Origin of the sequence: Flavobacterium sp. GSP27, assembly GCF_003970395.1 — a bacterium.
In the GTDB taxonomy this organism is placed as follows: Bacteria; Bacteroidota; Bacteroidia; order Flavobacteriales; family Flavobacteriaceae; genus Flavobacterium.
In genome coordinates, this window is the sequence record NZ_RYDP01000001.1 from 34,983 (window position 1) to 41,259 (window position 6,277).

At 37.0% G+C, this 6,277-nt stretch carries 7 protein-coding genes; all 7 read right to left on the reverse strand.

Annotation, left to right across the window (positions count from 1 at the left end; all coding sequences use genetic code 11):
* Nucleotides 1–46: 46 nt before the first annotated feature.
* The 7 genes from EKM05_RS00150 to hemF all read right to left on the reverse strand — a co-directional run bounded on the left by EKM05_RS00150 (nucleotide 47) and on the right by hemF (nucleotide 6,024).
* Nucleotides 47–1,486, reverse strand: a complete 1,440-nt coding sequence (locus EKM05_RS00150; RefSeq protein ID WP_126452223.1) for a nucleoside recognition domain-containing protein — start codon at nucleotides 1,484–1,486, stop codon at nucleotides 47–49.
* Nucleotides 1,487–1,588: 102 nt separating this feature from the next.
* Nucleotides 1,589–2,302 (reverse strand): 3'-5' exonuclease, encoded by a 714-nt coding sequence (locus EKM05_RS00155; RefSeq protein ID WP_126552789.1) that lies wholly within the window; start codon nucleotides 2,300–2,302, stop codon nucleotides 1,589–1,591.
* A 72-nt stretch (nucleotides 2,303–2,374) separates the two neighbouring features.
* On the reverse strand, nucleotides 2,375–2,845 hold the full coding sequence (locus EKM05_RS00160) for a methylated-DNA--[protein]-cysteine S-methyltransferase (RefSeq protein WP_126552791.1): 471 nt from the start codon (nucleotides 2,843–2,845) through the stop codon (nucleotides 2,375–2,377).
* Between the two features lie 237 nt (nucleotides 2,846–3,082).
* Nucleotides 3,083–3,469 (reverse strand): c-type cytochrome, encoded by a 387-nt coding sequence (locus EKM05_RS00165; protein WP_126552793.1) that lies wholly within the window; start codon nucleotides 3,467–3,469, stop codon nucleotides 3,083–3,085.
* 38 nt (nucleotides 3,470–3,507) lie between these two features.
* On the reverse strand, nucleotides 3,508–4,017 hold the full coding sequence (locus tag EKM05_RS00170; RefSeq protein WP_126452232.1) for a DinB family protein: 510 nt from the start codon (nucleotides 4,015–4,017) through the stop codon (nucleotides 3,508–3,510).
* 2 nt (nucleotides 4,018–4,019) lie between these two features.
* Complete coding sequence (gene hemB / locus EKM05_RS00175) at nucleotides 4,020–5,012, reverse strand: porphobilinogen synthase (protein ID WP_126552795.1); 993 nt, start codon at nucleotides 5,010–5,012, stop codon at nucleotides 4,020–4,022.
* A 109-nt stretch (nucleotides 5,013–5,121) separates the two neighbouring features.
* Nucleotides 5,122–6,024 (reverse strand): oxygen-dependent coproporphyrinogen oxidase, encoded by a 903-nt coding sequence (hemF, locus tag EKM05_RS00180; RefSeq protein ID WP_126552797.1) that lies wholly within the window; start codon nucleotides 6,022–6,024, stop codon nucleotides 5,122–5,124.
* Nucleotides 6,025–6,277: the final 253 nt, after the last annotated feature.

Here is a 6,277-nt window from a genome sequence, read left to right on the forward strand (position 1 = left end):
AGTTGTTTTTGATTTTTACAGGGAAATTCAGCTTTTAATTCAGCTTTTAGAAAAACCAAGTCGCCACAAAAATAGCCGTAATCACACAAATCAAATCGACTATAAGCATCGTTCCTAATGCATAACGCGTATTTTTAATATTTACGGAACCAAAATAAACGGCTATCACATAGAAAGTACTTTCGGCACTACATTGAAAAATACTACTCAATCTTGCCGTTAAGGAATCAGCACCAAAAGTATTCATTGAATCAATCAAAAATCCTCTTGATCCTGCAGAACTAAAGGGACGAAGCAACGCAACTGGTAAGGCATCCGTGATTTGCTTGCTAACACCCATATTTGAGAAAATAAAAGCGATCCAATTGCTAATAATTTCAAATAAACCACTGTTTCTAAATAAAGAAATGGCAACCAACATTCCCAATACATAAGGAAAAATAGTTACTCCAGTTTTCACACCATTGTTTGCTCCTACTACAAAAGAATCAAAAACTGTAGTACTTGCGACCGTAAACTTCTTCTCATTTATAAAGGAGAAAATCAGGGTAAAAGCAATAATTCCAATTAATATTAAAGCAGAAAGATTAGCCGTAAAATAGTTTTTCCCGATTAAATCTAAATGGTTTACATACATCAACAAACCAACAATTGCAGCTATTAAAACCATCAATACAATCACTAGAGAAGCACTTTTGAAATTGATTTTTTGCTTCACTCCAACAATTAGAAATGCTGCAATAGTTCCTATAAAAGAAGTGATAATACAAGGTAACATCACATCCGCCGGATTGCTGGCATTAGCCGCAGCACGATACCCTATAATAGAGGTTGCAATCAAAGTAAGACCCGAAGCATGCAAACACATAAACATAATTTGTGCATCACTGGCCTTGTCTTTATCAGGATTTATTTCTTGCAAGCTCTCCATGGCTTTAAGACCAAAAGGAGTTGCAGCAGAATCTAATCCTAAGAAATTAGCAGCAAAATTTAAGGTCATATAGGAAATGGAAGGATGATTTTTAGGAATACTAGGAAACACTTTTACAAAAACTGGACTCAATGCTTTCGCTAACTTTCCAGAAGCTCCGGAAATGATTAAAAGCTCCATTAATCCACAGAAAAAGGCCAAGTAAGCCATCAACGGAAGGACTAAATCAAGCAAAGTACTTTTGCACGTTGGCAGTAAACCATCTGATTTTTGAACGCCACTGTATATTTTTACGGTTTTGTTTTTATAAACATAAGTCGTATCCGCATTTAGCGTATCACGATTAATTATCATGGTTTGTTCGGGTGCTTTTTTGATGCTGTCTTTAATAAAGGCAGGAAGTTCTTCGGGAAATTTCTCCGAAACCAGAATTGGATCATCTTTCTTTCCGTTCAAAACGTGGTCAATAGTATAACTGTCTCCCGAAAACAAGCTAAACACTACAAATACAATTGCTGAAATAAAAATGACCAACCAAAATCTACTCAATACCATAATCTATAATTTTTGTAAATGTAATTATTTAAGCATACAAAGCACCAAAAATTCAAACACAGATTGTACGGATTTACGCAGATTAAACCTGTGTTACTTCATCTATACATGAATAATCTCATCCTCAATCAATAATTCTTCCCGTCTTAATCTCAAGAAAATCTGCGCCACGGCAATGGTGTCTTTCTCACAATAGGTTACAATACGATCAATATCTTTGTCTACATAAAATACATGTCCTACCTGGCTACCGTCGATATCGCCTTTTGGCGAAGGAATTCCAAGGACTTTACACATCAATTTCAAAGAAGTAAAATGCTTGTAATCCCCGAATTTCCATAATTCCAAGGTATCCAAATGGGGGATTTCCCATGGTTTTTTTCCAAATAAATTCAGTTTGTTTGGAATGGCGATTTGGTTGATAATCATGCGTCGGGCAAGGAACGGAATATCGAATTCCTTGGCATTGTGCCCACACAAAACATGTTGCGGCTGGTTGAAATGAGTATTCAGCAAAGTATTAAAATCTAACAATAGTTTCTTTTCTTCACCAAAAAAAGAAGTCACCCTAAAATTCCGAATATCGCCTTTGATAGTAAAATAACCCACGGAGATACAAACGATTTTCCCAAACTCGGCCCAAATTCCCGCACGATCGTAGAAATCCTCGGGAGTATATTCGTCTTTACGCTGGTATTGGGTTTTATGTTCCCAAAGATCTTGCATTTCAGAATCTAATGCATTGAAATCTTCGGCTTCCGGAAGGGTTTCGATGTCCAGAAACAGAATGTTATTGAGGTTTATTTTTTCTATCATTTGATGGCACGCAGCTTACGTGGATTTTTACAGATTTTCTTAAACGAATATACCAAATTTATTCATCAACAACTAAAACAAACTTTGTTGCGTCGTTGGGTTTTCATGTTCCAATAACCATTTTTTTCGCCATAATCCGCCTGCATATCCTGTTAGTGAACCATCTGTTCCAATGACTCTGTGACAGGGCACGACTATCCAAAGTGGATTTTTCCCGTTAGCAGATGCAACGGCTCTAATGGCTTTGACATCACCCAAAATTTTGGATTGTTCGAGATATGTTCTCGTTTTCCCATAAGGAATGTCCAGTAAAGATTTCCAGACTTTTTGTTGGAATTCAGTCCCTTTTGGATTTAATTTAAAATCGAAATCGGTTCTCTTGCCTTCAAAATATTCGTTGAGTTGTACAACGGCTTGTTGTAAAACAGCCTGAATTGTATTTGAACACAACCCTTCTTCGGTGACTAAAATTCGTGATATTCCACTTTCATCGCCTATGATTTTGGCAATTCCCAATGGCGTTTTGATGTATGCGGTTTCCATATTTTAAAGATAAAAAAAATACCCACATTGTTCCTAAAGAAGTAATAAAGTTCAGAAATAAATGCACTTAAAGTGTTTTGAGCATAAAAAAACCATTCGCAGAGACGAATGGTTCTTGTATTTTAGCCCCGATAGCAGCGGCATCTCGCGATTTAGAAAAACAAGGCTTTTTATCCGTAGTTTTTATTTATCGGGAATACAGCGGATAGCGGGAGTAGCTCCTGAAAAACGCCAGGATTATTTCAAATTGGAATATACGTATGCTTCCAAGGCTTTCAATTCGTCATCAGACATGGCTTTGGTAACCACGAAGTTTGTTTTCATCACTTCATACTGGCTAGGATCAACAATAGGCTCGCCTTCGCCTTTCAAAAACGTTACGATACTTGCGTTTTTATCTTTATAAATCTTAGCAATATCCTGCAGACTAGGCCCTATTACCTTTTTGTCTACTTGATGACAGGCGACACAATTACCTTTTCCATTGAAAATTTCTTCTCCTAATTCCTCTGGTGTTTGAGCAATTTCTTCGGTAGTGGTTGGGTATAAAGGTTCTTTTTTGGCTTCTTCTTTTTTACAAGAAGTTAAGGCTAAAACGGCTAATAAAAATAATGTCTTTCTCATGTTAATTTTTTTAATTATAGGTGGCTCAGTGGCTAGAATTACCATCCAATATACTTGGGTGGCTGAATTTGATTCAGATTCAAATATACTAAAATTTGTGCTCTGTGATGGGTGACATGGTCTTGCATCAAATTAAGTATTTGCAATTTTGATTTTTGACCCGCAAAAAAAGTAACTTTTTGGGATAATTCAGCATCATTGGTTTTTTGGACAACTCTTTTTGCTGTATCAAAAGAGGTTTTTATCTCTTGGATTATTTGTGCTTTTGAAAGCCCTTTTGCGGCTTCTTTTTTCACATATTTCTCTTCCGAAAAATAAGTTGTGCCCAACCAATTCATGTTATCTTGTATGTGAAATAATTGTTCTTTAAAGGACATTTCACGTTCAGCGGGTTTATAATCATATTTATCTTCCGGCATAGCTTCTGCAACGGCCACTAAATAATCTTTGGAATTATCCCATTTCTCTATGAAAGTAGAAACTACTTCCGCTTGTGCAAAAATGCTATTGGAAAGCAATAAAACCACTATTATTAAACATTTTTTCATTTCTATTTGTTAAGGAGTATTGCAGCCTCTTTCGCAAAATAGGTCGAAATCAAACTGGCTCCCGCTCGTTTGATACACATTAATTGCTCCATCATAATTTTATCGTGATCGAGCCAACCTCTTTCGGCAGCGGCTTTGATCATTGCATATTCACCCGAAACGTGGTAGACTGTTACCGGCACATTTACCGCATTTTTAACTTCGCGAACAATGTCTAAATAGGCAATTCCAGGTTTTACCATGACCATATCAGCGCCTTCTTCCACGTCCCATAACGCTTCTTTGATGGCTTCAATGCGATTCGCATAATCCATTTGGTATGTTTTTTTATCTGTAGGAATTTCAGTGGCGTCAACAGGAGCGCTGTCTAACGCGTCACGGAACGGCCCGTAAAAAGCAGATGCGTATTTTGCCGAATAACTCATAATACCTACGTTATGAAAACCGGCAGTATCCAGACCCTCGCGCAAACGCAATACACGTCCGTCCATCATGTCCGATGGCGCTACAAAATCGGCTCCGGCCTGCGCATGAGAAACAGCCATTTTTACCAAAGCATCATTCGTCGAATCGTTTTCTATATCACCTTTTGCAATGATTCCGTCATGTCCATAAATAGAATAAGGATCCAAAGCCACATCAGGCATTACAATCATTTCCGGACAAGCAGCTTTGATGGCACGTATGGCATTTTGCATCAATCCGTTTGGATTCCACGCTTCCAGTCCCGTATTGTCTTTTAAATTTTCACTTACTTTTACATAAATATTTACTGCACGAATGCCCAATGCAAATATTTCTTTGACTTCTTCTACAGTTAAATCTATCGAACGACGGAATATACCCGGCATGGAAGAAATTTCTACTTGTACATTTTCGCCCTCAGCTATAAACATAGGAAACATAAAATCTGATGGACTTAAACTGGTTTCACGAACTAAACTTCTTATGGATTCATTCGTTCTTAATCTTCTGCCTCTGTGTAATGGGAACATATATTTTCGTTTAAAGTTAAACTTTAATTTATTTTTTGTACCATTAAGAAATTAAGGTTCATTAAGCTCTTAAACTTAATTTTTCTTAATCGCTTAATTGATAAAGTATTTAAATCCAATTTTTCGGGTTTTCTAATACGTGAACTAATTTCTCTTCTTCGCTTCCTGCTGCTGCATGATGGTCGTACACCCATTGTACATTTGGTGGCAAACTCATCAGGATACTTTCGATTCTTCCGTTGGTTTTTAGTCCAAATAAAGTGCCTTTGTCATGAACCAAATTAAATTCGACATAACGACCGCGGCGTATTTCCTGCCACGTTCTTTGTTCTGGTGTATAGGGTAAATCTTTTCTTTTTTCCACAATTGGAACGTATGCGTCAAGGAAACTATTGCCGACTTCTGAAACGTAATTGAACCAATCTTTCATACTCCGCTCTGGTGTTTCTTTGCAATAATCGAAAAACAATCCGCCAATTCCCCGCGCTTCATTGCGATGCGCATTCCAGAAATAGGCATCACATTGTTTCTTATATTTTGGATAAAACTCCGGATTGTGTTTGTCGCAAGCAGTTTTACAGGTTTGATGAAAATGAATTGCATCTTCTTCAAACAGATAATAGGGTGTTAAATCTTGTCCGCCACCAAACCATTGCTGAATTACATTTCCGTTATCATCGTACATTTCGAAATAGCGCCAGTTGGCATGAACCGTAGGAACCATTGGATTTTTTGGATGCATTACCAAACTTAATCCACAGGCAAAAAAATCAGCTTCGCCCACATTAAACATTTTTTGCATGGCTTCTGGTAATTTCCCATGAACGGCTGAGATATTAACACCACCTTTTTCGAAAACTTTGCCGTTTTCGATCACGCGGGTTCTTCCTCCTCCTCCTTCCGGCCGTTCCCAAAGGTCTTCACGGAATTTGGCTTGACCTTCAACCGCTTCTAATCCTTTACAGATTTGGTCTTGAAGGTTTTGTATGTAGGTGTAAAATTGTTGTTTCATTTTAAGTTAAAAGTGTTTAAATTATTTTTTAGTTTTTTTAAACCACTAAATAATAATGCTTTAAAAAAAGTGACTAAAAAGCGACTAAAAGTATCTAAATTAATTCCCAATAATACCCAGGTGTACACTTTATCTTCCAAAAAACCTTGTAGTAAAGACTGCAAACTGAACACTAATTACTGTATACTATTTCCCGTACTCCTTCACCGCATCAATAAACGCTTTTGCGTGATCCACAGGAATATTTGGTAAT